Here is a 26,677-nt window from a genome sequence, read left to right as displayed (position 1 = left end):
ATTGATCACTGAAAAAGCGACGCTCTATGATTGTAATTCTCTATCAGAGCCATTGGTAAAACCGCATGGTTTTTCCAATGCCGCCCTCCTACAGTACAAGCATGAATTATTGTATGCCGGAACTCGGCAGGGGAAAGAGATGAATACAGTATGTCCGGCCTGTCAGGCCAAAAATCGGGTCCCCGAAGAGCGTCTGCAAGATGGCGCGAAATGTGGTCGTTGCCAGCATGAGCTGTTCGACGGTAGCGTGGTCAAAGCCACCAGCCAAACCTTCGATGCGCTGCTGGGCGATGACTTACCGGTAGTCGTCGATTTCTGGGCACCATGGTGTGGCCCATGCCGCAGCTTCGCGCCGATCTTTGAGCAAACCGCGGCCGAGCTGGCCGGTAAAGCGCGTTTTATCAAAGTCGATACCGAAGCCGAGCCTGCACTGGCGATGCGTTTTGCTATTCGCAGCATCCCAACGCTGATGATCTTCAAGCAAGGCAACAAGGTGGATGTGCTTAATGGCGCGCTGCCAAAAGCCCAATTTACCAGCTGGCTGGCGCCGCACCTCGGCGCATAACCGCGCACGACTTGCTCCACACGCATAAGCGCCTACAATAGGCGCTTTATTGCTTCCCTACGGTTTCTTTTTTCATGTCGTCCAATGCCGTTCTTCGCCTGCGCGCCACCCGTTTGGCACAGGCTACCCGCCCATTTTTGGCGCGCGGATGCCGCGTCGTGCGCTGTGAGCACTGCCTGCTGCCGCAGTCTCACTGCTTGTGTCACCTGATCCGCCAAGCGCCAGCGCGCAGCCAGTTCTGTCTGCTGATGTACGATACTGAGCCGATGAAACCGAGCAACACCGGTCGTCTTATTGCTGATGTTTTGCCCCATACGCAGGCGTTCCAGTGGTCACGCACCGCCGTTGACCCCGAGCTGCTGGCATTGCTTAACGATCCGACTTGCCAGCCTTACATCATCTTCCCTGCCAGTTATGCTGAGCCTGAGCGCGTGGTCAAACAACTGCCGCCGCCAGAACAAACGGCCGGTAAACGCCCGTTGTTTGTGATGCTGGATGGCACCTGGACCGAAGCGCGCAAAATGTTTCGTAAAAGCCCGTATCTGGACCACTTCCCTGTTCTGCCGCTCTATCCGGTTGCACAATCTTGTTATCAACTGCGCGAAGCCAGTACCGATGAACAGCTGTGCACTGCCGAAGTGGCCGCGCAGTTGCTGGCGATGGCCGGCGATCAAGACGCCGCCAGTGCATTGGACACCTTGTTTAGCCAATTCCGTCAGCACTATTTGGCCGCCAAACTGAACCGCAATATCGACCAGATCACAGCCGACACCCAGCGCTGAGGCATTACGCGGCAAGAGTGCTTATTATATAGACAGCTTGCCGGCCATCTCGCTCTCCTGTGCCGGCCCCTTTCAGGTCTGACGGAAGAGACTGCCATGAGCCAATACGGACTGAACGCTCTGCTGCGCCCCGCCTCGATTGCCGTGATTGGCGCATCGATACACCCGCATCGCGCCGGTTATCTGATGATGCGCAATCTCCTCGATGGCGGATTTACCGGCCCGGTATTGCCCGTTAGCCCGCGGCATAAAGCGGTGTGTGGCGTGCTGGCTTACCCTAATATCGCCAGTCTGCCGTTAACGCCCGATCTGGCCATCTTATGCACCCATGCGCGGCATGCGCCGACGCTGTTGCAGCAACTGGGGGAACGCGGCTGCCGAGCGGTGATCGTGTTATCCGGTCATGCTGCCGAGCACGAGCAATTACGCCAACTGGCCCAGCAATATCGGCTCCGTCTACTGGGTCCCAACAGTTTAGGGATCCTCGCGCCGTGGCAAGGGCTGAACGCCAGCTTCTCGCCAGTCGGCGCCCGCCCCGGCAAACTGGCGTTTGTCTCCCAATCGACAGCGGTCGCCACCACCGTATTGGACTGGGCCGCCCCGCGCCAGATTGGCTTTTCTCACTTTATCGCCCTCGGCGATGGGCTGGATGTCGACGTGGATGACCTGCTGGACTATCTGGCCAGCGACAGCAAAACCAGCGCCATCTTGCTCTATCTCGAACAGCTGACCGACGCGCGCCGCTTTCTCTCCGCCGCGCGCGCCGCCGCCCGTAATAAACCGATTTTGGTGGTCAAAAGTGGACGCAGCGCCGCGGCGCGCGCGCTACTGGATGCCCAAGGCTTGGACAGCGCCTACGATGCCGCCTTTGCCCGCGCCGGTTTACTGCGCGTACGCGATACCCACGAACTGTTTGCCGCCGTCGAAACCTTGCACCATAACCTAAAAGTGCGCGGCGAGCGTCTGGCCATCATCAGTAACGGTGCAGCGCCTGCTGCAATGGCGGTGGATGAATTGATCAGTCGCGGTGGCAAACTGGCCACCTTTAGTGCTGAAGAGCGTCAGCGCTTGCATCTCCCCGCAACCACCAACCCAATCCCGCTCAATCTGGGGGATGCGGCGTGCGCCGAGCACTATCTTGCCGCACTGCAGATGGTGCTCGACAGTGACCAGTGCGATGCCATTTTATTACTGCATGCCCCGAGCGCTATCTCACCGGCTACCGACACCGCCGAGCGCATCACTGCCTTTTTACACGCGCATCCCAAAGGTAAGCACAAAGATATCCTCACCTGCTGGAGCGGTGAGCAGGTCTCGTTGCAGGCGCGCCAACATTTTGCGGCGACCGGATTGCCAACTTACCGCACCGTTGAGAGCGCCGTGGCCGCGTTCATGCACCGGGTAGAATACAAACGCAATCAAAAGCAGCTGATGGAAACCCCGGTATCGCTGGCAGGCCTGCCCATTGATACCTCCGCCGCGCAAAGCCTGCTCAGTCAAGCCTGTGCGCAGCAGCAGTGGCAACTCGATACCTGTCAGGTGCGGGCCATTTTGCAAGCCTACAACCTGACCGTGCAGCCAGCACTGCCGGCCACCGATGCCGCCGAAGCAGTGATTCTGGCCGAACAACTCGGTTATCCGGTAGCGGTGAAACTGCGCTCGTACGATATTCCGCATAAATCAGACGTACAGGGCGTGATGCTCAATTTGCAAACGCCCCTTGAGGTGCAGCAAGCTGCAGACGCCATTTTAGAGCGCACCGCTCGCACCTATCCGGCTGCCGCACTACAGGGCTTACAAGTCCAAGCGATGGTGCAACGACAAGGGACACAAGAGCTGCGGATTAAAGTGGTTACCGATCCGGTATTTGGCCCGATCATTTTACTCGGTGAAGGTGGCTCGGAATGGCAGATGGAAAATGATGCGGTCGTCGCCCTACCGCCACTGAATCTGACGCTGGCGCGTTACTTGGTGATCAGCGCCCTTAAACGCGGCAAAATTCGCAACCGCACTCAACTCGATATCGGCGCGTTAAGCCGCTTACTGGTGCAGGTCTCCTACCTGATCCTCGATTGCCCGATGGTCAGTACGCTGGATATCCACCCGCTGCTAGCCTCCGGCAGTGACATGATCTTGCTGGATGTCGCCATGCAAATCGCCCCCCCCCAAGGCGATCCGCAGCGGCGCTTAGCGATCCGCCCTTACCCGAAAGAGCTCGAAGAGATCGTGCACTTAAAGCAAGGCGAACCCTGTATGTTGCGCCCAATCTTGCCCGAAGATGAACCACTGCACCGCGCCTTCATCGCCAATGTCACGCGTGAAGATCTGTACCGCCGCTATTTCAGCGAAGTTGGCGAGTTCAGCCATGAGGATCTGGCGCACATGACCCAGATTGACTACGATCGTGAAATGGCCTTTGTGGCGGTGCGCCAACTTGGCCATCAGCAAGAGATCATCGGGGTCGCCCGCGCCTTGGCCGACCCTGACTTTCAAGATGCCGAGTTTGCCGTGCTAGTACGCTCCGATCTCAAAGGTCTCGGTATTGGCCGCCTACTGATGGAAAAACTGATCCGCTATGCGCGCGATAGCGGATTACAGCGCTTAAGCGGGATCACCATGCCCGCCAATCAGGGCATGATCCGGCTGGCACAAAAGCTCGGTTTCCAGACCGAAATGCTGCTTGAAGATGGCATCGTCAACTTACAACTTCCCCTGACCGGCAGCGCGCCCTAAACCGCAGCGAAGCATCAGCACAGTCAACCCGCCATGCGCGGCGCGTTACCAGTCAATCCCGCGCCGCGCCTTTAAGCCCGCGTTAAACGCATGCTTCACAGGACGCATCTCGGTGACGGTATCCGCCATCTCCAACAGCGTACGGTGACAACCTCGACCGGTAATGATCACGCTTTGCTCCGCTGGGCGCAGCTCCAATGCCGCCACTATCTCTTCTAACGGCAAATAGTCGTACTGCACCATATAGGTCAGCTCATCCAGCACCACCAAATCCAACTCAGGGTCAGCCAACATGCGGCGCGCATGCAGCCAAGTCTCCTGCGCCGCAGCTTTATCGGTCTCGCGATTTTGCGTTTCCCACGTAAAGCCGGTCGCCATCACCTGAAACTCAACCCCCAACGGAGAGAGCAAATTCAGCTCGCCGTTATCCCAGTTGCCTTTGATAAACTGCACCACACCCGCCTTTTGGCCGTGTCCGACCGCGCGGGTCACGGTTCCCATCGCCGCCGTAGTTTTGCCTTTGCCATTTCCGGTCAGTACCAACAATAGCCCCCGCTCTTCTTGTGCACTGGCGATTTTGGCATCCACTTTTTCTTTAAGGCGTTGTTGGCGCGCCTGATGACGATCATCCACCGTTGAACTTCCTTCAGTCATTAACCGTTATTCATTCTTGTTATGGTTTTGCTTTATGAGTTTCGCATCGGAAAAACCCATGCGATAAGCGCTACACTTTGCCAGTTTTTCACGGCAAAACAATCCATGCACGCAACTTCCTCATCATATTCCCCATCACAAAAGACCCGCTTTGCGGTAAGGTAACGGCTTTATTTGCCGCCCGTTGATATAACGCTGAGATCGGAGCCTTAAGATGCCACAACCTACCGCTGCCTTTACCCTGATGGTGCAAGGAACCACCTCTGATGCCGGGAAAAGTGCGTTCGTTACCGGACTTTGTCGCGTTCTGCAGCGCCGAGGCTACCGCGTGGCACCGTTCAAATCGCAAAATATGGCACTGAACAGCGCAGTCAGCGCCGAAGGCGGTGAAATTGGCCGAGCGCAAGCGGTCCAAGCGCAAGCTTGTCGCATTGCTCCAAGCATTCACATGAATCCGGTACTGCTCAAACCGAGTACCGATATCGGCGCCCAAGTGATTGTGCAGGGCAAAGTATTCGCCAACATGGAAGCGCAGGTGTATCACCACCATAAACCGGCGCTGTTAGCCAAAGTGCTCGAATCCTTTCACTACCTGACCGAACGTTATGAAGCCGTGATTATCGAAGGTGCCGGTAGCCCTGCAGAAATCAACCTGCGCGATCGGGATATTGCTAACATGGGCTTTGCCGAAGAAGCCGATGTGCCGGTGATTATCATTGCCGATATCGACAAAGGCGGCGTCTTTGCCCACTTATATGGCACGCTCGCCCTGCTGTCGCCCAGCGAGCAAGCGCGCGTCAAAGGCTTTGTCATCAACCGTTTTCGCGGCGATATCAGCCTGCTACAAAGCGGTTTGGAGTGGTTAGAGCAAACAACCGGCAAGCCGGTGTTCGGTGTGTTGCCGTATCTACACAATCTGCATCTGGAAGCCGAGGATGCCATCAGCGCCGCCCAAATTACCGGCGAAACCCAGCTCAATGTGGTAGTACCGGTGCTGACCCGCACCAGTAATCATAACGATTTCGATGCCCTGCGCGCCCATCCCCAAGTCAACCTTCAGTTTGTCGCGCAAGGACAACCGTGGCCGCAAGCCGATCTGGTCATTATTCCCGGCACCAAATCCGTACGCGATGATTTGGCCTTCATCCGCCACAATGGTTGGGACAACGAGATTGCCCGCCACCTGCGCTATGGCGGTAAAGTCATCGGCATTTGCGGTGGCTATCAAATCTTGGGGCAAACCATCCGCGACCCACAAGGTCTAGAAGGCCCTGCCGGTAGCAGTGATGGCTTGGGCTTTTTACCGGTACAGACCACGCTGGAGCCGGAAAAGCAGCTAAAATCAGTGCAGGGCACCCTGCAGCTGCCGAGCCAAACTGAATGCCCGATCACAGGATATGAAATCCATCTCGGTCAAACGGAACACCCGGAGCAACAAAGTGTCATACAGTGCGATGATGGCTCCCGTGAGGGCTGCATCAGCCCAGACGGCCAAGTCATTGGCACCTATTGGCATGGCTTGTTTGACCATCCACAAGCTTGCCAACACTGGCTGCACTGGGCAGGGCTGGCCCATGCCGAACGGGTAGACATCGAACAACTGCGTGACTCCGCCATTGATCGGATCGCCGGTGCAATTGAAGCGCACATTGATCTGGAGGCGTTGTTGCACTGCAAACCACAGGGCTCTTGCAGTTAACTGCAGCAATCAGGCCAAAAACATGGTAATTTTAACGGTTCAACGTATTGTTTCGATACCCTGGCTATTCAACCAATACATTTTGATAAACTGAGTATTCTCGTGATGCTGTCAAAACTAAAACGCAACAAAAATCAGCAACACCTAGAGCTGCTGCCGTGTTTTCCTTTACAGGCTGATTGCGTTACCACTTTTTATCAGACGGAAGATTTTCGTCTGCAACTGCTTCGTCTGATAGAGCAGTCGCAACACCGTATCTACCTCTCAGCCCTGTATCTGGAAAACGATGAGGGTGGACGTGATGTACTGCAAGCCCTCTATGCGGCCAAGGCCGAGCGGCCACACCTGGATATCCGGATTTTTGTTGACTGGCATCGTGCCCAACGTGGACGTATCGGTGAAGGCGCGTCCTCCACCAACGCCGGTTGGTACACCGCCATGGCAAAGGCGCATCCCGAGACTGAAATTCCGATCTATGGCGTTCCGGTCAACACCCGTGAAGCACTGGGAGTATTGCACCTCAAAGGCTTCGTGTTTGATGACTACGTGCTCTATAGCGGCGCTAGCCTGAACAACGTCTACTTGCACCGTCTGGAAAAATACCGCTACGACCGCTATCACCAAATCCAACATACCGATTTGGCCAATAGCATGGTGAAGTTCATGCAAGATAGCCTGATGAACTCACCGGCGGTACAACGCTTAGATCGCGATGACAAACCGACGACGCAAGAAATCAAAGTAGCAATTAAGCGTTTTCGTCACGAGCTAAAAAGTGCCAATTACGAAACCTACGGTACGTGCACCAATGCTGATAATCTGAGCATCCGTCCGTTATGTGGTCTGGGCAAACGTAGCGCCCTGAATCTGGCGATTCAGGATCTGTTTGGCGCGGTAGAAGAGCAGCTCACCATCTGTACCCCGTATTTCAACCTGCCAGCCCCGTTGGTGAAATCCATTCATCAATTATTGGCGCAGGGAAAACGGGTAGAAATCATCATTGGTGACAAAACCGCCAACGATTTCTTCATCCCGCCGGAAGAAAAATTTAAAATTATCGGTGCGCTGCCTTACCTGTATGAAATTAACCTGCGCCGCTTCATGAGCCGCTTGCAACGTTTTATCAATAGCGAGCAGCTAGTGATCCGCCTATGGAAAGACAGCGATAACAGCTATCACCTCAAAGGAGTCTGGGTGGATAACCGTTGGCAAATGCTAACAGGTAATAACCTTAACCCACGTGCATGGGGCCTCGATCTGGAAAACGCCCTGCTGATCCACGATCCGAAAGGCGAATTGCAGACCCAGCGCCAAACCGAGCTGGAGCATATTCGCCAACATACACGGCATATTACCCACTACCAACAACTGGAAAATCTGCCGCAATACCCAGAGCCGGTGCGTAAGTTACTGCGTCGCTTAAGCCGAATGCGCATTGATCGCCTGATCAATAAAATCCTCTGATTGCGCGATTACGCGAAACAGTCCAAAAAGCCTGATGCGTCCCATCAGGCTTTTTTATTCTCCCTGCGCTCCGCAACACACCAAATTCAGGCCCCCAGCGTTCATCACGTCAGATTCGAGATTCGCGTACAGACATGTGATTGCCAAGCTTATTAACGCCAACGTCCGCGTGGCGCCGACATCGGTCGTACCGGTTTTGGTGCAGGCACCACACCTGAACGTATTGCTGGGCGCACCGTATGAGCGGGAAGTTTTTGCGGAGATAGGGCGGATGATGGCGTTCGTTGTAACTGCAATGCAGGATCGTGCGCACTCTCTCTCAATACCGAATTCGGCGTATGATTCGAGACCGGTCTGGCTTGCCAACGTTGGCGCGCGTTCATCTGCTGCTCCGCTGACATCGAATGCCAGCGACTGTCCAACTGCTGCTGCAATGCAGGAACATTGGCAGCAAAATGCCGCTCATTCCAATGCCCCACATGATCTTTAATCGCTTGCTGCCGCGCGGGATCTTGTGCCTGCCACCAATCCTGTAACCGCTCTTGCAGCTCATCACGATCGGCGCAGCAACCTGGATAGTAATAGATCCAATCATTCTCATGATAACGCCAAGGATCGTCATCGCCATAAAGGTAAGCATAACCGGCCTCAGAGCTAATAGCGGCCGTAGAGTGTGACCGGTAGCCCGCACAGCCGGTCATTACAGCGCACAAGACTAACAAGCCCAATACGCGTCGCGCATACTGTGCCGTCTTACCGCTTTTCGCCATATCTGTTGCCGCCCGTGATTGGATTATCTCGTCGACAATAAGCATAGCCTTGAAAAAAGGCCAACAGACAATAAAAGGAGATAAAAAACAGCGTAATAACGGGATAAAAGGGATAGAGGAAAAGAAAAGGAAAACTAAAAGAAGGAAATTAACAGCCCAAACCAAGCTATGACAGGCTGATAAAATCACTGGAATACGTCTAACAACGCTCAAAATTGAGTACGTATTCAAAACGGATAAAAGCCAAACGCAAAAAGCCCATCCGTTAGGATGGGCTTCTCACTAATTTAATGCCTGGCAGTTCCCTACTCTCGCATGGGGAGACCCCACACTACCATCGGCGCTACGGCGTTTCACTTCTGAGTTCGGCATGGGGTCAGGTGGGACCACCGCGCTATCGCCGCCAGGCAAATTCTGTTTCTCTATCGCGTACACTACTTGTGTCTCGCGCCAGAGTTAAAATCTAAAAACAAGCTAAATAACTGATGTATTGTTCTTTGAACAAGTAACTCGTGACTTCATTCATCCAACATCACTTTGGCGTTGTATGGTTAAGCCTCACGGGCAATTAGTACAGGTTAGCTCAACGTATCGCTACGCTTACACACCCTGCCTATCTACGTCGTAGTCTCCAACAACCCTTTAGGAGGCTTTAAGCCTCAGGGATGACTCATCTCGGGGCAAGTTTCGCGCTTAGATGCTTTCAGCGCTTATCTCTTCCGCATTTAGCTACCCGGCAATGCCACTGGCGTGACAACCGGAACACCAGAGATGCGTCCACTCCGGTCCTCTCGTACTAGGAGCAGCCCCCCTCAATCATCCAACGCCCACGACAGATAGGGACCGAACTGTCTCACGACGTTCTAAACCCAGCTCGCGTACCACTTTAAATGGCGAACAGCCATACCCTTGGGACCAACTTCAGCCCCAGGATGTGATGAGCCGACATCGAGGTGCCAAACACCGCCGTCGATATGAACTCTTGGGCGGTATCAGCCTGTTATCCCCGGAGTACCTTTTATCCGTTGAGCGATGGCCCTTCCATTCAGAACCACCGGATCACTAAGACCTACTTTCGTATCTGCTCGACCTGTCCGTCTCGCAGTTAAGCTAGCTTCTGCCTTTGCACTAACCGCATGATGTCCGACCATGCTTAGCTAACCTTCGTGCTCCTCCGTTACTCTTTAGGAGGAGACCGCCCCAGTCAAACTACCCACCAGACACTGTCCGTATCCCGGATTACGGGACAACGTTAGAACATCAAACATTAAAGGGTGGTATTTCAAGGTCGGCTCCACGCAAACTGGCGTTCACGTTTCAATGCCTCCCACCTATCCTACACATCAAGGCTCAATGTTCAGTGTCAAGCTATAGTAAAGGTTCACGGGGTCTTTCCGTCTTGCCGCGGGTACACTGCATCTTCACAGCGATTTCAATTTCACTGAGTCTCGGGTGGAGACAGCCTGGCCATCATTACGCCATTCGTGCAGGTCGGAACTTACCCGACAAGGAATTTCGCTACCTTAGGACCGTTATAGTTACGGCCGCCGTTTACCGGGGCTTCGATCAAGAGCTTCGCTTTCGCTAACCCCATCAATTAACCTTCCGGCACCGGGCAGGCGTCACACCGTATACGTCCACTTTCGTGTTTGCACAGTGCTGTGTTTTTAATAAACAGTTGCAGCCAGCTGGTATCTTCGACTGACTTCAGCTCCATCCGCAAGGGACTTCACCTACCGTCAGCGTGCCTTCTCCCGAAGTTACGGCACCATTTTGCCTAGTTCCTTCACCCGAGTTCTCTCAAGCGCCTGAGTATTCTCTACCTGACCACCTGTGTCGGTTTGGGGTACGATTTCTGGTAACCTGATGCTTAGAGGCTTTTCCTGGAAGCGTAGTATCAGCTACTTCAGCACCGTAGTGCTTCGTCATCACGCCTCAGTGTTAATGAAAGACCGGATTTGCCTAGTCTCTCCACCTTCACGCTTAAACCGGGACAACCGTCGCCCGGATAGCCTAACTTTCTCCGTCCCCCCTTCGCAGTTACCACAAGTACGGGAATATTAACCCGTTTCCCATCGACTACGCTTTTCAGCCTCGCCTTAGGGGTCGACTCACCCTGCTCCGATTAACGTTGAACAGGAACCCTTGGTCTTCCGGCGAGCGGGCTTTTCACCCGCTTTATCGTTACTTATGTCAGCATTCGCACTTCTGATACGTCCAGCATACCTCACAGTACACCTTCAACCGCTTACAGAACGCTCCCCTACCCAATAACACCTAAGTGTCATTGCCGCAGCTTCGGTGCATGGTTTAGCCCCGTTACATCTTCCGCGCAGGCCGACTCGACTAGTGAGCTATTACGCTTTCTTTAAATGATGGCTGCTTCTAAGCCAACATCCTAGCTGTCTAAGCCTTCCCACATCGTTTCCCACTTAACCATGACTTTGGGACCTTAGCTGGCGGTCTGGGTTGTTTCCCTCTTCACGACGGACGTTAGCACCCGCCGTGTGTCTCCCGGATAGCACTCTACGGTATTCGGAGTTTGCAAAGGGTTGGTAAGTCGGGATGACCCCCTAGCCTTAACAGTGCTCTACCCCCGTAGGTGTTCGTCCGAGGCGCTACCTAAATAGCTTTCGGGGAGAACCAGCTATCTCCCGGTTTGATTGGCCTTTCACCCCCAGCCACAAGTCATCCGCTAATTTTTCAACATTAGTCGGTTCGGTCCTCCAGTTAGTGTTACCCAACCTTCAACCTGCCCATGGCTAGATCACCGGGTTTCGGGTCTACACCTTGCAACTAAGACGCCCTATTAAGACTCGGTTTCCCTACGGCTCCCCTATTCGGTTAACCTCGCTACAAAATGTAAGTCGCTGACCCATTATACAAAAGGTACGCAGTCACACCACGAAGGTGCTCCCACTGCTTGTACGTACACGGTTTCAGGTTCTATTTCACTCCCCTCACAGGGGTTCTTTTCGCCTTTCCCTCACGGTACTGGTTCGCTATCGGTCAGTCAGGAGTATTTAGCCTTGGAGGATGGTCCCCCCATCTTCAAACAGGATACCACGTGTCCCGTCCTACTCATCGAGCTCACAGCAATGCGTCTTCGTGTACGGGGCTATCACCCTGTATCGCCGGACTTTCCAATCCGTTCCACTAACGCATCCACTGATTCAGACTCTGGGCTGCTCCGCGTTCGCTCGCCGCTACTAACGGAATCTCGGTTGATTTCTTTTCCTCGGGGTACTTAGATGTTTCAGTTCTCCCGGTTCGCCTCGTTAAGCTATGGATTCACTTAACGATACCTAAGTTATCTTAGGTGGGTTTCCCCATTCGGACATGGTTGGCTATAGCGCTCCATCCCAGCTCACCAACCCTTTTCGCAGGGTAGCACGTCCTTCATCGCCTCTGACTGCCAAGGCATCCACCGTGTACGCTTAGTCACTTAACCATACAACCCAAAATAATGTCGGGCTGAATGCTAGTCACTAAACTGGTCGTTGCCAGTTTCTCAAGTCGCTTGTTCTTAAGAACTTCAGTTATTTTTCAGCTTGTTTCCAGATTTTTAAAGAGCAATAAGTGGCGTCCCCTAGGGGATTCGAACCCCTGTTACCGCCGTGAAAGGGCGGTGTCCTAGGCCTCTAGACGAAGGGGACGCAACTAAATTCAAACAATCTGTGTGAACACTCAGCTTAAGCGCCAAATATCTCAGGTAAGGAGGTGATCCAACCGCAGGTTCCCCTACGGTTACCTTGTTACGACTTCACCCCAGTCATGAATCACAAAGTGGTAAGCGCCCTCCCGAAGGTTAAGCTACCTACTTCTTTTGCAACCCACTCCCATGGTGTGACGGGCGGTGTGTACAAGGCCCGGGAACGTATTCACCGCGGCATTCTGATCCGCGATTACTAGCGATTCCGACTTCATGGAGTCGAGTTGCAGACTCCAATCCGGACTACGACATACTTTATGGGATTCGCTCACTATCGCTAGCTTGCCGCCCTTTGTATATGCCATTGTAGCACGTGTGTAGCCCTACTCGTAAGGGCCATGATGACTTGACGTCATCCCCACCTTCCTCCGGTTTATCACCGGCAGTCTCCTTTGAGTTCCCGACCGAATCGCTGGCAACAAAGGATAAGGGTTGCGCTCGTTGCGGGACTTAACCCAACATTTCACAACACGAGCTGACGACAGCCATGCAGCACCTGTCTCACAGTTCCCGAAGGCACCAATCCATCTCTGGAAAGTTCTGTGGATGTCAAGAGTAGGTAAGGTTCTTCGCGTTGCATCGAATTAAACCACATGCTCCACCGCTTGTGCGGGCCCCCGTCAATTCATTTGAGTTTTAACCTTGCGGCCGTACTCCCCAGGCGGTCGATTTAACGCGTTAGCTCCGGAAGCCACGCCTCAAGGGCACAACCTCCAAATCGACATCGTTTACAGCGTGGACTACCAGGGTATCTAATCCTGTTTGCTCCCCACGCTTTCGCACCTGAGCGTCAGTCTTTGTCCAGGGGGCCGCCTTCGCCACCGGTATTCCTCCAGATCTCTACGCATTTCACCGCTACACCTGGAATTCTACCCCCCTCTACAAGACTCTAGCTTGCCAGTTTCAAATGCAGTTCCCAAGTTGAGCTCGGGGATTTCACATCTGACTTAACAAACCGCCTGCGTGCGCTTTACGCCCAGTAATTCCGATTAACGCTTGCACCCTCCGTATTACCGCGGCTGCTGGCACGGAGTTAGCCGGTGCTTCTTCTGCGAGTAACGTCAATGCCACTAGGTATTAACTAGTGACCCTTCCTCCCCGCTGAAAGTGCTTTACAACCCGAAGGCCTTCTTCACACACGCGGCATGGCTGCATCAGGCTTGCGCCCATTGTGCAATATTCCCCACTGCTGCCTCCCGTAGGAGTCTGGACCGTGTCTCAGTTCCAGTGTGACTGGTCATTCTCTCAAACCAGTTAGAGATCGTCGCCTTGGTGAGCCATTACCTCACCAACTAGCTAATCCCACCTGGGTTCATCCGATAGCATGAGGTCCGAAGAGCCCCCACTTTGGTCCGTAGACGTTATGCGGTATTAGCTACAGTTTCCCGTAGTTATCCCCCTCTATCGGGCAGATCCCCAGGCATTACTCACCCGTCCGCCGCTCGTCACCCAAGGAGCAAGCTCCTCTGTGTTACCGCTCGACTTGCATGTGTTAGGCCTGCCGCCAGCGTTCAATCTGAGCCATGATCAAACTCTTCAATTTAAAGTTTGTCGCTCGAATAAACTGGCAAATAAATTGTTCAGTCACTCGTTTAACTTAATATCTTTTGGATATCAGCATTCTCAAACGAGTGCCCACACAGATTGTCTGATTAACTTTTTAAAGAGCGTTTCGCTTCGGGTTTCACCCTTAGCGACAGGACGCGCATTATTCCGCTTTCCTGTTGTGCCGTCAAGCATTTTTTTATCATGCTTAACTGCGTTGTTTCGTTGACCACCGACCACTGTGATTTGCATCACTGCTGCCGTGTCAGTGGGGTCGCATTATAGGAGCGCGCCGCGAAAGCGCAAGCGCAAGCGCAAGCGATTTTGCTACAAAAAACGCTGAAATTACAATAAATAATGGCAACCCAACTTAAGCACTGAATACTCACATTTAATGCACAGGATACCCAGAAAGCCCTGTGGATAACCAAGAGTGGAATATGAAAATATAGAGGGAAACGCTCGACTCTTCGCTCTGTGACACCTGATGAGCCTGATGCACTCGTCAGAACCGCACAATTAGCCACGCTCCAGCTTAATGGCTTATAGCTATAAAAAAGGCCGCGTGATCTGCGGCCTTGTTAGTTCTACTTAAGTTCGGCTTATGGGCGTCTAGCCTCAGCGTGTCTGCTATCTATAGAACTATATAGATGACGTCAAACAACCGGTAACCTATTACGCGTAAACAGGGAAGCGAGCACAGATATCCAGTACCTGACCTTTCACACGCTCGATGGTTGCTTCATTGTTGATGTCATCCAGCACATCACACATCCAACCCGCCAGCAGTGCCGCTTCTTCTTCTTTAAAGCCACGACGAGAAATAGCTGGAGAGCCAATACGGATCCCCGACGTCACAAACGGACTGCGTGGATCGTTCGGCACGCTGTTTTTGTTCACGGTGATATTGGCTCGGCCCAGTGCCGCATCCGCATCTTTACCAGTGATATCTTTATCAATCAGATCCAGCAAGAACAGGTGGTTCTCAGTGCCGTTAGAAACAACTTTGTAGCCGCGTTTCTGGAATACATCCACCATCGCCTGTGCGTTACGCACGATTTGGAACTGCAGCGCTTTAAACTCCGGCTCCATAGCTTCTTTAAATGCTACGGCTTTTGCCGCAATCACATGCATCAGTGGGCCACCTTGGCCACCAGGGAACACGGCAGAGTTCAGCTTCTTATACAGATCTTCATCACCGGCAGCCGACAAAATCAAGCCACCACGAGGACCGGCCAGAGTCTTGTGCGTGGTAGTCGTCACCACGTGAGCGTGAGGCACTGGATTTGGATAGGCACCGGCAGCCACTAAGCCTGCAACGTGCGCCATATCCACAAACAGATAAGCCCCGACGCTGTCAGCAATTTCACGCAGACGCGCCCAATCCACCAGACGAGAGTAGGCAGAGAAACCACCGATGATCATCTTCGGCTTATGCTCTTGGGCCTGACGCGCCACATCATCATAATCAATGCGACCGTGCTCATCGATGCCGTAAGGCACGATGTTGTACAGTTTACCGGAGAAGTTAACCGGTGAACCGTGAGTCAGGTGGCCACCATGCGCCAAGCTCATGCCCAGAACGGTATCGCCCGGGTTTAGCAGCGCCATATACACCGCAGAGTTAGCTTGTGAACCGGAGTGTGGCTGCACGTTAGCGTAATCGGCACCAAACAGCGCCTTCGCGCGATCAATAGCCAACTGCTCAACAATATCCACATACTCACAACCGCCGTAGTAGCGCTTGCCCGGATAGCCTTCCGCGTATTTGTTGGTCAGCTGGGAGCCCTGGGCCTGCATAACGCGCGGGCTGGTATAGTTCTCTGACGCAATCAGCTCAATATGCTCTTCCTGACGCACAACTTCCTGCTGCATGGCCTGCCATAAGTCAGCATCGTAGTCGGCAATGTTCATGTCTCGTTTTAACATCTGCATCTCCTGATAACCTGAGCTAAGTCGCGGGATAAAACGGGCTGTCACCGGCGCTCCCGTGGGTCTGCGCCAAGTTTAATGCTTTTACCGAGGGACTGATAGCCCCTGCGGCAATTTTAACGCAAACGATTGCCAATCTAATTTGCAACAACCGCGACAGCTGAAAACAAAAACGGTGCCCGCGGCACCGTTTTGTGAATAACCTGATTCAAATGGCTTCTTCGTCTTGTTCACCGGTACGAATTCGGATCACACGCGCAACGTCATACACGAAGATTTTGCCGTCACCGATTTTACCAGTTTGCGCCGTTTGCATGATGGTATCGACACAGGTATCGACAATCTCATCGGCCACCACCATTTCAATTTTCACTTTGGGCAGAAAATCGACCATATACTCGGCACCGCGGTATAACTCGGTATGCCCTTTCTGGCGACCAAAGCCTTTCACTTCGGTCACCGTCATGCCGGTGATCCCGACTTCCGCCAGCGCTTCTCGGACATCATCCAGCTTGAACGGTTTGATGATTGCGTCAATTTTCTTCATGGCAGTTCCTTACCAGTTTACACGACCAAAGCCGGACGTTATTGGATAACGCCGATCCTTGCCAAAATTACGGGCGGTGATCCGCGGCCCTACCGCGGCCTGACGGCGCTTGTATTCGTTGATATCCACCAAACGAATGACCTTACGCACCACTTCTTCCTCGAATCCCATCGCCACCAGATCGGCCACCGATTTATCCTGCTCGACATAGGCGTGCAAAATCGCATCCAAAATGTCATACGGTGGCAAGCTGTCTTGGTCGACCTGATCCGGTGCCAGCTCTGCTGATGGCGGACGGTCAATGACTCGCTGCGGGATCACGTACGAGAGCGTATTACGGTATTCGGATAATTGGAAGACCAAGGTTTTCGGCACGTCTTTCAGCACATCGAAGCCACCGGCCATATCACCGTACAAGGTGGCATAGCCTACCGCCATCTCACTCTTGTTACCGGTGGTCAGTACCAAACGGCGACGCTTGTTCGATAGCGCCATCAACATCACGCCACGGCAACGAGCCTGCAAGTTCTCTTCGGTGGTATCTCGCTCGGTGCCAGCAAACATCGGTGCCAACTGCTGCATAAACGCATCAAACATCGGTTCGATAGAGACGATATCAAACTCGATACCTAGCAAATCAGCTTCTTCCTTGGCATCGGCTACACTGATATCGGCGGTATAGCGAAACGGCATCATGACCGCCTGCACTTTATCGGCGCCCAACGCATCCACGGCTATCGCCAGAGTTAAGGCCGAATCAATCCCGCCCGATAAGCCCAGTACTGCGCCTTGGAAACCATTTTTGGTGACATAGTCGCGCACGGCCAACACTAACGCTTGATAGGTTTGCGCCAGCAAACCTTGCGCTACAGCAGGTTGTGCCATCGGGGTAATAGTCAACGCATCCTGCTGTTTGTGCAATTGCACCTGTTCCACCTGCTCGGCAAATGCCGCCAGCCGATGCGTCATCTCACCTTGTGCGTTGAACACTTTCGAGCAACCATCAAACACTAGCTCATCTTGCCCACCGATTTGGTTCAGATACAGCAGTGGTAAGCCGGTACGGCGGCAATGCCCTTCCAGCAGACGTTGGCGTACTTGCGGCTTTTCTTGGTCGTACGGCGAAGCATTGATAGAGACTATCACCTCAGCACCGGCAGCATGCAGGGCATCAACCGGCGCATCAAACCACAGGTCTTCACAAATCAGCAGCCCCAGACGGACACCGTTGAGCTCCAACAGCGCATTTTTATCGCCCGCGCTAAAGTAACGCAGCTCATCAAATACGCCGTAGTTGGGTAATTTTTGCTTGTAGTAACGGATCAGCAAGCGGCCTTCGGCATACACAGACAGCGCATTGTATAACTTCCCGTCTTCCGGCCACGGATGCCCCACCAGTACGGCAGTCTTGTGTGACACCTGCGTAATCAGATCCAATTGGGCATTCACGCGCACCATCAAATCAGGACGCAGCAGCAAATCTTCGGGTGGATAGCCGGTTAACGCCAATTCAGGGAACACCACCAGATCGGCGCCGGCATCGGCCTGCTCACGCGTGGTAGTAATGATTTTTTGCGCATTGCCTTCAATATCGCCGACCAGCATATTCAGCTGTGCCAGAGCGACTGTCAGCGAACCGGTAACAGGCCCTTTCGTCATGACAAATCCAACTTATCCGTAACTAACTTCATACAGAGTTGTCTGCCGCCCAGTGATAGCCACAGACACAATAACGTGTTGCACACGATAATAAGATGCAACAACGACCGATACCATCCCCGCCAATGTTCTCCGCCGTTTTTCTACGCTCGGACACGTTGGCCAGAAACCGGATCAGTTATCCTTAAAATCGTTCGGGTCTAGCTCGTGACGCCCCAGCAGCTTATAAAATTCCGTGCGATTGCGTCCCGCCATACGCGCGGCTTGCGTCACGTTACCTTTGGCAATGTGCAGCAATTTACGCAGATAATGCAATTCAAAATGGCTGCGCGCATCAGCAAAGGTGGGTAGTGCGGTATTTTCCCCTTCCAACGCCTGTGCGACCAGCGCCTCGTTGATCACCGGCGCGGTGGTCAATGCCACACACTGCTCAATCACGTTCACTAATTGCCGCACATTCCCCGGCCACTCGGCGGCCATCAGCTGCTTGAGCGCTTCTTTGGAAAACGCGCGCACAAAGGGTTTATTACGCTCGGCAGCGTGGCGCAAAATGTGATCGGCTAGAAGGGGGATATCATCGGCACGCTCATTCAGTGCCGGCAGTTTGAGGTTAACCACGTTCAGGCGGTAGTAGAGATCTTCACGAAACTCGCCTTGCTCCATGGCTTTGACTAAATCACGGTGCGTGGCCGACACCACCCGCACATCAATGTCGATATCGCGGTTACTGCCCAGCGGACGGACTTTCCGCTCTTGCAAGACGCGCAGCAGTTTGACTTGCAGCGCCAAAGGCATATCGCCGATTTCATCCAGAAACAGGGTTCCCCCCTGCGCCGCTTGGAACAGGCCCTCACGCTGACTGACCGCGCCGGTAAACGCGCCTTTGGCATGGCCAAATAATTCAGACTCCAGCAACTGCTCCGGTAACGCGCCACAGTTAATGGCAATAAACGGCGCGCCGGCGCGCGGACTGGCTTTATGGATCGCCTGTGCCAACACTTCTTTACCGGTACCGCTAGCCCCGTTAATCAGAATACTGACATCGGACTGCGCCACCATTTTCGCCTGCTCCAGCAAACGTAACATGCCCGCATTACGGGTGATCACCCCCTCACGCCAGCGCTCATCACTGCTGGCCGGAGCATGTAACGCCAAGGCTTCATCAATGGCTTTATACAGTGCTTCTTTATCGACCGGCTTGGTCAGGAAGCTAAACACCCCCTGCCGCGTGGCGGCCACTGCATCGGGGATCGAGCCGTGGGCAGTCAGTAATATCACCGGCATACCGGGGATGCGCTTTTGGATTTCGCTGAACAGCGCCATGCCATCCATTTCATCCATGCGCAAATCACTGATCACGAGATCGATTTTATCGCGCTCTAAAATGCGCAGTGCTTCTTGCCCGTTCAGGGCGGTCTCTACCTGAAAGCCTTCACTGTTGAGACGCATCCCCAGCAGACGCAGCAAGCTGGGATCATCATCGACCAGCAGCAGGCTCGCTGTCTTTTTCGGTGTCATCAGCCTGAGGCTCCTTTATCTGATCTGGCGTCATCTGCTCCGGTGTCGAGGCTGGCGGCAATGGCTCATCCACCGAGGTATCCCCCACCGACGGCACGGCCAACTGCGGCAGTTTAGTGCTGTCATCTTGCTCGGGTACCGGCCGCACCGGCACCAGCTTACGTACCGACAGCTGACGCTCAATATCCATCAAACGGCGCAGCTTTTGCTCCGCATCATCCAGACGGCGATGCAACGTTTGCCGCTCGGCACGCAGCTCCGCCATCTCCATTTCCAATTGCTTCATCTCGCGCTGAGCGCGCAACCGCTCATCGGTCGCATTAATCAGCGTGACCTGTTGCTCCCGCCACAAACGCACCAGCGGTAACACGCTGGACGGCACTTGGTCACGTAAGCCACTTAAGGTATCCAGTGCACGCCGCCGCTGCGGTAAGCTCGGGCTGTCACGCAGCTCGACCAGCGTTTTTTTCAGCTGACCATGCCATGTGGTCGTCGGCAAGCTGGCGGCAAATTCACGCCGTGATTTAAACGGGATCTGATCTGCGCACTCAGAAACCCGCAACCAATAGGCAGCCATCTGAATCTGATTGGTGTTACTGCTATTCCAGATCGCCGCACACGAGCGACGGTAAAAATCTTCATTTTCAATTGAAGGTAACACGGGCTCCATTACCCGTGCCAATGCCTGAGTCGGGCGTCCGCTGCAAGCTGTCAGCAGCGTAACCGGCACCGCCAGTGCTACTCCCAGCATCCATTTTTTCATTTTATGAGACATGTTCAGGACTTAACGGTAATTCAATACGAAAACATACTGGCGCATAATCCACCTGCACCAAATCCAGTTCGCCCTGCATCCGCCGGATACAGTCACGCGCAATACTCAAGCCTAACCCGCTGCCTTTGACGGCGCCTTTGCGCTGTCGGCTACCCTGATAAAACGGCTCAAAAATCATTTCCCGCTCCGCCAGAGGAATCGAGGTGCCGGTATTGGCGATATCAATTTGAATTCGCGACTCTTTCAGGTTCTGTCGGCTACTGATCCAGATAGTGCCGGACTCCCCACCATAGTGCACCGCATTGGAGTACAGGTTATCCAGCACCCGACTGAGCAAGGTGGGCTCCGCCATGCAGTGACTAAAGGCCAGATCCAGATGGGTGCGCATGTTCTTCGCTTTGGCCGGCAAGCTATTGGCCACCATCACCTGCTCCAATAACGGCAGCAGCACCACATCCTGCATCTGCACCGGGGTATTGGCAATCTGGCGGTTATAATCCAGTAACTGCTCAATCAGCTGCTGCAAGTGCCGACTGCTGGAGTCCAAAATGGTGACTATCTCTTTTTGCGATTCGGTGAGCGGCCCAGCAATCTCATCCGCCAGCAAATCCGTACCTTCACGCATACTGGCCAACGGGGTTTTTAACTCATGCGAAATATGCCGCAAAAACTCGTGACGTTGCGATTCTAACCAACTCAAACGCTCACTGAGCCACACCACGCGCTGGGCGATCGATTTTAACTCGCGCGGCCCACGCAGCCCGGAGATATCGACAATCTTATGCCCTTCCCCGAGACGGTTAATCATGTGCTGGATACTTTTCACCGGCCCGATAATCATGCGGGTAAACAGCAACACCAGCACCAGACTGACCACAAACACGCTCAACGCCTGCCAACCAAAGTAGCGACCCCGATCGGCAATGGTCTGCTGTAACTGTTCACCGCGTGAGTAGATGATGTTACGGGTGGTCTCCAGCATCTGGGTATTGCTGCGCGCAAACTGCTCCAAAAGCGACAACGCTTCTGGCGTCAATCCTTCATTATTACACAGCGGCACCGCCAGCGCCTGCAGCTGGGTATGTAAATCCGCATAGTTGATTTTTTCCGGCAACGCGCGGGCATGTAAGGTCAGCTGACGCAGGTATTGCTTACGCTGATTTTGGTACAAATTCGCAAAGGTCTTATCACCAAACACACAGTACTGACGGTAGCTACGCTCCATCTCTAGCGCGATATTACTCATTACCTCCGAGCGCCGCGCATCGGCCAACGTAGAGCGGTTGAGCTGCTCGGCTTGTTCACTGAGGTTATCGAGCCCCCGATAAGCCTGATAGGCCAACAGCAGCAATGGCAGCAGCACCAGCACAAAGGCCAGCAAAACCAATTGCCGCAAAGAACGGGGTGAAAAGCGCATAAAGGTCATAATGGTGAATAATAGATAGAAGAATGCTACCTGAGCTCAGGCGCAGAGAAAAGATACAAACGCGATTCTTGCCCGAGGATGAGCAAGATCTGAGCGCTTGCGAGTGACAGAAAGAAGATAAAGTGACGGGTGACCGGGGTTTCCCCCGGTACGTCCCGGACCAGTCTGCTTGCGTTACACTTAAACGGGCAGAGCGGCTGTCAGGATACCAGACCGTATTTGCTACGCCTGCAGGGTGATGAAAACTGATGTTCATCGAAATCAGGCGACTGGTATCCGGCTTCTCAGCACGTACCGGATGATAAATCTCTGTTTATCGCAGTGGTACGTCGGGCGGAGTCTCACTCAACGTGGCGTCCGTAATTAGATAAGACCGTAGTCATTATCAAGGGTCGGACGTTAGACTCCATGACATTGGCATCATCCGATAAGTTTATGAAGCTAAGCTATCATAAGAAGGTGGATGAGCGCTTACGACCAATATAATGCAGCTGGCGTGCCATCTTTTTATTAAACGAAATAAACCATTGATTTAAAATGAATTAAATTTTAAATCAATGCTATCAAACTTACGCTTCTCATTGGCTATGGGTATTTCAGCTGGCAGCAACAGCTAAAACTGTCGCGAAAAAACGACAGGATAAAGCGCCAAACAAATATCCATTTAAAAACAACAAGATAAATGTCTCTTTTTGGCGACACGAATAAACACCCTTGTCGGCATTTCGCGACAATCAAATAAAAGCCATTAATAATCAAGCAATTAAAAAGGCGCTCTATTGAGCGCCTTCGGTTCAAAACCGGTGAAAAACCGGTCATTAGCTATACCGCGATAGCCGATTACCCCAGTTGACGACGCGCATTACGGAACATGCGCATCCACGGGCTATCTTCACCCCAGTTATCAGGATGCCAAGAATTGCTGACCGTACGGAACACCCGCTCAGGATGCGGCATCATGATAGTGACGCGACCATCCAAGTTAGTCACCGCGGTAATGCCGTTGACCGACCCGTTCGGGTTAGCAGGATAAGTGGTGGTCGCTTGCCCGGCGTTGTTCACAAAGCGCATCGCCACCAGCGCGCTTTGCTCCAGCGCATTGAGCTGCACCGTGTCGCGAAACTCCACTTGCCCTTCACCATGCGATACCGCAATTGGCATCCGTGAGCCGGCCATATCCGCCAGCAGCAGAGAAGGACTCGCCGCCACTTCCACCAGACTGAAACGCGCCTCGAAACGCTCCGAGCGGTTACGCACGAAACGTGGCCAGTTTTCAGTACCTGGGATCAGCTCATGCAAGTTGGACATCATCTGACAGCCATTACACACCCCGAGCGCCAGCGTATCTTGACGACGGAAGAACGACTCAAATTGATCCCGCGCCTGCGCGTTGAACAAAATCGACTTCGCCCAACCTTCACCGGCGCCCAAAACGTCACCGTACGAGAAGCCGCCGCAGGCCACCAGCGATTGGAACTGCTGCAAGTTGATGCGTCCGCCCAGAATATCGCTCATGTGCACATCGATGGCATCAAAACCAGCGCGATCGAACGCTGCCGCCATCTCGACATGCGAGTTCACGCCCTGCTCACGCAGCACCGCCAACTTCGGACGCACGCCAGTCGCAATGTACGGCGCGGCAATGTCGTCTGCCGAATCGAAGCTCAGGCGAACATTCAACCCCGGATCTTGCGGGTCACATTTGCCCGCAAACTCCTGATCGGCGCACTCTGGGTTATCACGACGACGCTGCATCTGCCACGTCATCTCCGCCCAGATCCCACGCAGGCGCGTGCGGGTATCTTCGATAATCACGCGGGTGCCACGGCGGATACTGAACAGATCATCGGTCACTGGTGCGCCAATTTCATGGGTGATATCCAGCAGGCCATGCTTGATCAGGATTTTACGCACATCGGTGATGGCACTATCGCGCACCTGCAGCACTGCGCCCAGCTCTTCACTGAACAGCACCGCCATGTTGTCATCACCCAGCGCACCAATATCCACTTCCACGCCGCAATGACCGGCAAAGGCCATCTCCGCCAGCGTAACCAGCAGACCACCATCCGAACGGTCGTGGTAGGCCAGCAGATGACGCGCCGCTACCAGCTCTTGCATCGCATTGAAGAAGGCCAGCAAACGCGCTGGATTATCCAAATCGGCCGGCTTATCGCCCAGTTGCTTATACACTTGGGCCAGTGCCGAGCCGCCAACGCGGTTACACCCTTCACCTAAGTCAATCAGCAGCAGGCGTGATGCGCCCAAATCGGTGCGCAGTTGTGGTGTCAGCGTGGCGCGAATATCTTCCACGCGGCTAAAGGCCGAGATCACCAGCGACAGCGGCGCGGTCACAGACAGCTCTTCGCCCTCTTGCTGCCAGCGGGTTTTCATCGACATCGAGTCTTTACCCACCGGAATGGTCAGACCCAGCGCCGGACACAGCTCTTCGCCCACCGCCTTCACTGCCGCATACAAACCGGCATCTTCACCCGGGTGACCGGCTGCCGCCATCCAGTTGGCGGACAGCTTGATACGCTTGATGTCACCGATGCGCGTCGCCGCGATATTGGTGATCGCTTCACCGACCGCCAGACGCGCCGAGGCGGCAAAGTCCAACAGCGCCACAGGCGCCCGCTCGCCCATCGACATCGCTTCGCCGTGATAAGTATCAAAGCTCGCCGCGGTGACCGCGCAGTCAGCAACAGGGATCTGCCACGGGCCAACCATTTGATCGCGCGCCACCATACCGGTGACACTGCGATCGCCGATGGTGATCAGGAAAGTTTTTTCGGCGACTGCCGGCAAGCGCAAGACGCGCTCCAGCGCTTCGTGCAGCGTAGCACCACCTAAATCGAGTTTTTTGCCCTGCATCTGCAAGGTCTTCACATCGCGCAGCATCTTCGGCGTGCTACCCAGCAGCACATCCATCGGTAAATCAATCGGATGGTTGTCAAAATGCGGGTCATACATATCCAGATGCAGCTCGGCGCAGGCCTCACCAATCACGGCGTACGGCGCACGCTCACGCTGGCACAGCGCTTCAAAGCGCGCCAGCTGATCAGGAGCTACCGCCAGCACATAACGCTCTTGCGATTCGTTACACCAGATCTCCAGCGGACTCATGCCCGGCTCATCGCTGGCAATGGCGCGCAGGTCAAAGCGACCGCCGCGGCCACCATCGTGCACCAGCTCTGGCATGGCGTTCGACAGGCCACCCGCGCCCACATCATGGATAAACAGGATTGGGTTGTCGTCGCCCAGCTGCCAGCAGCGGTCGATCACTTCCTGACAGCGGCGCTCCATCTCTGGGTTATCACGCTGCACGGAGGCAAAGTCCAAATCCTCTTGCGATTGGCCCGAGGTCATGGATGAAGCCGCGCCACCACCCAAACCGATATTCATTGCCGGGCCCCCCAGCACAATCAGTTTGGCGCCAACCGGAATCTCCCCTTTTTGAATATGATTTTCTCGGATATTACCGAGGCCACCAGCCAGCATGATCGGCTTATGATAGCCTCGCACTTCCTGCCCGTTATGGCTATTCACCTCTTCTTCGTAGGTGCGGAAGTAACCCAGCAACGCTGGACGGCCAAATTCGTTGTTAAACGCCGCGCCGCCCAGTGGGCCTTCGGTCATGATATCCAGCGCCGAAACGATGCGATCGGGCTTACCAAAATCGGTTTCCCACGGCTGTTCAAAGCCCGGAATGCGTAAGTTAGACACCGAGAAGCCCACTAAACCGGCTTTTGGTTTGGCGCCGCGCCCCGTAGCGCCTTCATCACGAATTTCCCCACCAGAGCCGGTGGCCGCACCTGGCCATGGTGAAATCGCGGTGGGGTGGTTGTGCGTTTCCACCTTCATCAGAATGTGAGTCGGCTCTTGATAGTATTCATAGCGGCCGGTGTCCGGCGCGGCAAAGAAACGCCCGGCAACCGAGCCTTCCATCACGGCGGCATTATCTTTATACGCCGAGAAGACATACTCAGGAGTCTTCTCGAAGGTGTTTTTGATCATCTTGAACAGCGATTTTGCCTGCGGCTGATCATCGATAATCCAATCGGCATTGAAAATCTTGTGGCGGCAGTGCTCAGAGTTGGCCTGCGCGAACATATAAAGCTCAATGTCATTCGGATTACGCTGCAGGCGAGTAAAGCTAGCCAACAGGTAATCAATTTCTTCATCGGCCAACGCCAGCCCTAGGCGCAGGTTTGCTTGCTCCAGCGCTGCGCGCCCTTCTTCCAGCACAGGAATTTGCTGTACCGGAGCGGGTGCCTGCTCACTGAACAGCACATCGGCTTGCTGCAACTCGGTAAACACACACTCCATCATGCGATCATGCAACAACGCTTTCACCGCCGCTAACTGCTCCGCAGTCAGAGCATCGGCCGTCAGGTAGTAGGCAATACCGCGCTCTAAGCGGCGCACCTGCGTCAAGCCACAGTTATGCGCAATGTCGGTAGCTTTGGAGGACCATGGCGATACCGTCCCCGGACGTGGCGTTACCAGCAGCAGATAGCCCTTTGGCTCATGCTCTGGCAATGACGGGCCATAACGTAACAGGCGTGCCAGCTTGACCTGTTCATCGGTGGAAAGGGGCGCGCTCAAATGGGCGAAATGCACATATTCGGCATACACATCCTGTACTGGCAGTTGCGCATCCAGGCAGGCAGACAGTAATTTGGTCACGCGAAAAGCTGAAAGCGCTGGCGAGCCGCGCATAATTTCCATCATCGTTTAGCTCTCTTTAAGGGCGGTTTGGCTAAAAGGCCGCCGTATTATAGAGAAATTGCCGCGCCGACGAAACCGTTTGCGTCATGATTATTCCTGACTTCGTTAGTAAGAAATTCCTACAGTCAGTAACCCCATCTTGTAATAAAAAGATTGCGTCACGGG

14 protein-coding genes, 1 tRNA gene and 3 rRNA genes are annotated in these 26,677 nt (G+C 54.0%); 5 read left to right on the top strand and 13 right to left on the bottom strand.

Features of this window, described 5'->3' with window-relative positions:
* Positions 1–139 precede the first annotated feature (139 nt).
* The 3 genes from trxC to NCTC9997_RS02975 all read left to right on the top strand — a co-directional run bounded on the left by trxC (position 140) and on the right by NCTC9997_RS02975 (position 4,080).
* Positions 140–565 (top strand): thioredoxin TrxC, encoded by a 426-nt coding sequence (gene trxC / locus NCTC9997_RS02985; protein ID WP_064977254.1) that lies wholly within the window; start codon positions 140–142, stop codon positions 563–565.
* Positions 566–639: 74 nt separating this feature from the next.
* Entirely contained in the window at positions 640–1,347 is a 708-nt protein-coding gene (locus tag NCTC9997_RS02980) for a tRNA-uridine aminocarboxypropyltransferase (RefSeq protein WP_064977253.1), read from the top strand.
* 96 nt (positions 1,348–1,443) lie between these two features.
* Positions 1,444–4,080 (top strand): bifunctional acetate--CoA ligase family protein/GNAT family N-acetyltransferase, encoded by a 2,637-nt coding sequence (locus NCTC9997_RS02975; protein WP_064977252.1) that lies wholly within the window; start codon positions 1,444–1,446, stop codon positions 4,078–4,080.
* A 45-nt stretch (positions 4,081–4,125) separates the two neighbouring features.
* On the opposite strand, the gene cobO is transcribed toward NCTC9997_RS02975, so the two are convergent.
* Positions 4,126–4,734, bottom strand: a complete 609-nt coding sequence (gene cobO, locus NCTC9997_RS02970) for a cob(I)yrinic acid a,c-diamide adenosyltransferase (protein ID WP_064977251.1) — start codon at positions 4,732–4,734, stop codon at positions 4,126–4,128.
* A 214-nt stretch (positions 4,735–4,948) separates the two neighbouring features.
* On the opposite strand from cobO, the gene NCTC9997_RS02965 reads away from it, so the two are divergent.
* Together NCTC9997_RS02965 and pssA are read left to right on the top strand one after the other, a co-directional pair.
* Complete coding sequence (locus NCTC9997_RS02965; RefSeq protein WP_064977250.1) at positions 4,949–6,433, top strand: cobyric acid synthase; 1,485 nt, start codon at positions 4,949–4,951, stop codon at positions 6,431–6,433.
* 105 nt (positions 6,434–6,538) lie between these two features.
* Positions 6,539–7,897, top strand: a complete 1,359-nt coding sequence (gene pssA, locus NCTC9997_RS02960) for a CDP-diacylglycerol--serine O-phosphatidyltransferase (RefSeq protein ID WP_064977249.1) — start codon at positions 6,539–6,541, stop codon at positions 7,895–7,897.
* A gap of 152 nt (positions 7,898–8,049) precedes the next feature.
* On the opposite strand, the gene NCTC9997_RS02955 is transcribed toward pssA, so the two are convergent.
* The 12 genes from NCTC9997_RS02955 to purL form a co-directional block, all read right to left on the bottom strand.
* The gene (locus tag NCTC9997_RS02955) at positions 8,050–8,667 is read right to left on the bottom strand and encodes a hypothetical protein (protein WP_064977248.1); all 618 of its coding nucleotides are present in this window, start codon (positions 8,665–8,667) and stop codon (positions 8,050–8,052) included.
* 292 nt (positions 8,668–8,959) lie between these two features.
* Positions 8,960–9,075: ribosomal RNA gene (rrf, locus tag NCTC9997_RS02950) — 5S ribosomal RNA — on the bottom strand.
* 139 nt (positions 9,076–9,214) lie between these two features.
* Positions 9,215–12,118 (bottom strand): 23S ribosomal RNA (locus NCTC9997_RS02945).
* Positions 12,119–12,247: 129 nt separating this feature from the next.
* Positions 12,248–12,323: transfer RNA gene (locus NCTC9997_RS02940), tRNA-Glu, on the bottom strand.
* Between the two features lie 57 nt (positions 12,324–12,380).
* A 16S ribosomal RNA gene (locus NCTC9997_RS02935) occupies positions 12,381–13,922 on the bottom strand.
* Together the 16S, 23S and 5S rRNA genes with 1 tRNA gene alongside form the textbook arrangement of a ribosomal RNA operon.
* A 677-nt stretch (positions 13,923–14,599) precedes the next feature.
* The gene (glyA, locus tag NCTC9997_RS02930) at positions 14,600–15,853 is read right to left on the bottom strand and encodes a serine hydroxymethyltransferase (protein ID WP_047708350.1); all 1,254 of its coding nucleotides are present in this window, start codon (positions 15,851–15,853) and stop codon (positions 14,600–14,602) included.
* A gap of 211 nt (positions 15,854–16,064) precedes the next feature.
* Positions 16,065–16,403: a nitrogen regulatory protein P-II gene (glnB, locus tag NCTC9997_RS02925; RefSeq protein ID WP_010862400.1), complete on the bottom strand. Its 339-nt coding sequence runs from the start codon at positions 16,401–16,403 to the stop codon at positions 16,065–16,067.
* 9 nt (positions 16,404–16,412) lie between these two features.
* Positions 16,413–18,062 (bottom strand): NAD+ synthase, encoded by a 1,650-nt coding sequence (locus tag NCTC9997_RS02920; protein WP_064977247.1) that lies wholly within the window; start codon positions 18,060–18,062, stop codon positions 16,413–16,415.
* Positions 18,063–18,236: 174 nt separating this feature from the next.
* A complete protein-coding gene (gene glrR, locus NCTC9997_RS02915) occupies positions 18,237–19,580 on the bottom strand; it encodes a two-component system response regulator GlrR (protein WP_010862402.1) in 1,344 nt (447 codons plus the stop codon).
* The gene (locus NCTC9997_RS02910) at positions 19,540–20,331 is read right to left on the bottom strand and encodes a hypothetical protein (protein WP_165807666.1); all 792 of its coding nucleotides are present in this window, start codon (positions 20,329–20,331) and stop codon (positions 19,540–19,542) included. The genes glrR and NCTC9997_RS02910 overlap by 41 nt, the downstream gene beginning before the upstream one ends.
* Before the next feature lie 13 nt (positions 20,332–20,344).
* Positions 20,345–21,772, bottom strand: coding sequence for a sensor histidine kinase (locus NCTC9997_RS02905; RefSeq protein WP_369795329.1), 1,428 nt, complete (start codon positions 21,770–21,772; stop codon positions 20,345–20,347).
* 849 nt (positions 21,773–22,621) lie between these two features.
* A complete protein-coding gene (purL, locus tag NCTC9997_RS02900; protein WP_167550117.1) occupies positions 22,622–26,515 on the bottom strand; it encodes a phosphoribosylformylglycinamidine synthase in 3,894 nt (1,297 codons plus the stop codon).
* Between the last annotated feature and the right edge of the window lie 162 nt (positions 26,516–26,677).

Source organism: Plesiomonas shigelloides, assembly GCF_900087055.1.
In the GTDB taxonomy this organism is placed as follows: Bacteria; Pseudomonadota; Gammaproteobacteria; order Enterobacterales; family CAMTGL01; genus Plesiomonas; species Plesiomonas shigelloides.
The sequence above is the reverse complement of the archived record's forward strand: the minus strand, read 5'-3'. Positions and strand labels throughout refer to the sequence as shown.

Coding starts and splice junctions, on each gene's coding strand:
- glnB (WP_010862400.1), bottom strand. CDS start 16,403: ATGAAGAAAATTGACGCAATCATCAAACCGTTCAAGCTGGATGATGTC.
- NCTC9997_RS02910 (WP_165807666.1), bottom strand. CDS start 20,331: ATGCTGGGAGTAGCACTGGCGGTGCCGGTTACGCTGCTGACAGCTTGC.
- purL (WP_167550117.1), bottom strand. CDS start 26,515: ATGATGGAAATTATGCGCGGCTCGCCAGCGCTTTCAGCTTTTCGCGTG.
- trxC (WP_064977254.1), top strand. CDS start 140: ATGAATACAGTATGTCCGGCCTGTCAGGCCAAAAATCGGGTCCCCGAA.
- NCTC9997_RS02955 (WP_064977248.1), bottom strand. CDS start 8,667: ATGGCGAAAAGCGGTAAGACGGCACAGTATGCGCGACGCGTATTGGGC.
- NCTC9997_RS02975 (WP_064977252.1), top strand. CDS start 1,444: ATGAGCCAATACGGACTGAACGCTCTGCTGCGCCCCGCCTCGATTGCC.
- glyA (WP_047708350.1), bottom strand. CDS start 15,853: ATGTTAAAACGAGACATGAACATTGCCGACTACGATGCTGACTTATGG.
- NCTC9997_RS02920 (WP_064977247.1), bottom strand. CDS start 18,062: ATGACGAAAGGGCCTGTTACCGGTTCGCTGACAGTCGCTCTGGCACAG.
- NCTC9997_RS02980 (WP_064977253.1), top strand. CDS start 640: ATGTCGTCCAATGCCGTTCTTCGCCTGCGCGCCACCCGTTTGGCACAG.
- NCTC9997_RS02905 (WP_369795329.1), bottom strand. CDS start 21,772: ATGCGCTTTTCACCCCGTTCTTTGCGGCAATTGGTTTTGCTGGCCTTT.
- pssA (WP_064977249.1), top strand. CDS start 6,539: ATGCTGTCAAAACTAAAACGCAACAAAAATCAGCAACACCTAGAGCTG.
- cobO (WP_064977251.1), bottom strand. CDS start 4,734: ATGACTGAAGGAAGTTCAACGGTGGATGATCGTCATCAGGCGCGCCAA.
- glrR (WP_010862402.1), bottom strand. CDS start 19,580: ATGACACCGAAAAAGACAGCGAGCCTGCTGCTGGTCGATGATGATCCC.
- NCTC9997_RS02965 (WP_064977250.1), top strand. CDS start 4,949: ATGCCACAACCTACCGCTGCCTTTACCCTGATGGTGCAAGGAACCACC.